This is a genomic window from Pseudomonas sp. K5002, from assembly GCF_013386655.1.
Classification (GTDB): domain Bacteria; phylum Pseudomonadota; class Gammaproteobacteria; order Pseudomonadales; family Pseudomonadaceae; genus Aquipseudomonas.
This window is the reverse complement of sequence record NZ_JACARK010000945.1, coordinates 1-1,102: the sequence shown is the minus strand read 5'-3', so window position 1 is coordinate 1,102 and position 1,102 is coordinate 1. Positions and strand designations below refer to the sequence as shown.

At 64.9% G+C, this 1,102-nt stretch carries 1 protein-coding gene; it reads right to left on the bottom strand.

Features of this window, described 5'->3' with window-relative positions:
• Positions 1 to 1,102 (bottom strand): FimV family protein (locus tag HX846_RS31455; RefSeq protein WP_372242030.1); only part of this gene is annotated, 1,102 nt, incomplete at both ends.

Below are 1,102 nucleotides of genomic sequence, written 5' to 3'. Positions count from 1 at the left end.
GGGCTCGTCGGCCAGGGACAGGTCGAAATCCTCCGGCAGGTCGAGGTCGTCCAGGTCGGCCGGCGTCAGTGTCGGCGGCTCTACCGGCGGCAGGTCCTTCATCTGGTCTTCAAGGCCGGAGAGGAAGTCGTCGTCGGACTGGGCCGACGAGGGTGGATCGAGTTGCAGGTCCAGGTCGAAATCCGAGAGGTCTTCCGCACTGGCCTTGGCCTCGGCCTGCTGTTGCAGCACCGATTCAAAGCTCAGGTCGTCGTCCGACGTCGGGCGGACCACGGCTGGCGAAGCAGCCTCCAGATCGTCCAGGCTGAGGTCGAAGTCAGTGTCAAACGCGTCCGGCGCAGGCTCAGGTGCAGGCGGTGCCGGGTCGTCCTTGAGCAGGTCCTTGACGTATTGGGCGTCGAGAGCGGCAGCGGCAACGGCAGCGCTGACGCCTGCTGCGAACACGGCCATGGCCGGGAAGCGGCTTTTCAGTTGTTCGACCTGGGCATGGTTGTCGCCATTGGCGACCAACTGGCGCTCCTGGGTGACAAACCCGTCCTTGTTGCCCTGCAAGCCGTGGACTTCCATCAGCTTGAGACGCAGGTCACTGCGGGCGGGCTCTTGCTTGATTGCATCTTCCAGCACTTCCGCAGCCTGGTTCAGGTGGCCACGGTCGATATGCGACTGGGCTTGCGCCAGGGCGTCAGTCGGACGCTGCGCAGCAACAGGCGCGACCACCGGCGCAATCACCGGGGCAACCACCGCCGCCGGGGCTGGAGCTGGAGCTGGAGCTGGAGCCAGCTTGACGTTCGGCGGCGGTACATCAAGGCCTTCGAAACTGTCAGATGGCAGATCGTGATCAATGTTCGGCGCAAATTCCGGCTCTTCAGCCAGGGCCCGCGCCATGCGCAGGTGCTTTTCTTCTTCAAGCCGCGCATTGCGATGACGGGCCCACAGCAGCAGAAGCAACAGCACCAGCAAACCCGCTGCGCCGCCGATCACCCCCAGCACGATCGGGTTGGTCAGCAGGTCATTGAATTTACCTTCAGTGCTGGCAGGCGCCGCATCCGGCTTGACCGGGGTCTCGACCGGCGCAGCCACGGGGGTTGCTGCCGGAGCTGCC